1 protein-coding gene is annotated in these 528 nt (G+C 61.0%); it reads left to right on the top strand.

The window, feature by feature from the left end; genetic code table 11:
• Window positions 1-528: SIS domain-containing protein (locus tag AWB74_RS45265; RefSeq protein ID WP_143749587.1), on the top strand; the 528-nt coding region annotated here is incomplete at both ends.

Raw genomic sequence — 528 nt, forward strand, 5'->3', positions numbered from 1 at the left:
CAGAGCTCGGTCCCTACCGTCATTACATGCAGAAGGAAATCTTCGAGCAGCCTGAGGTGGTCGCCGACGCGACGGAAAGACTGCGAACCATCACGCCGGCGCTTTTCGGCGCGAACGCGCAGCATGTCTTCAGCGAGATCGATTCGTTGCTGCTGCTCGCGTGCGGCACCAGCTACTACTCCGCATTGACCGCGAAATACTGGTTCGAATCGATCGCCGGCATTCCAACCCAGGTGGAGGTGGCGAGCGAGTACCGCTATCGTGAGAGTGTGCCAAACCCGCGCGCGATGGTCGTTGTCGTTTCCCAGTCGGGCGAGACCGCGGATACCTTGGCTGCGCTCAAGCACGCACAGAACCTGGGCCATCGGCATACGCTGGCGATCTGCAATGTGCCGCACAGTTCGATGATGCGTCTCACGGAACTGCAATACCCAACGGGCGCTGGCCCGGAGATCGGCGTCGCGTCGACTAAGGCGTTCACGACACAGCTGGTTGCGCTCTATCTCTTGGCACTGACGCTCGCCAAGG

Source organism: Caballeronia arvi, from assembly GCF_001544695.2.
GTDB lineage: Bacteria > Pseudomonadota > Gammaproteobacteria > Burkholderiales > Burkholderiaceae > Caballeronia > Caballeronia arvi.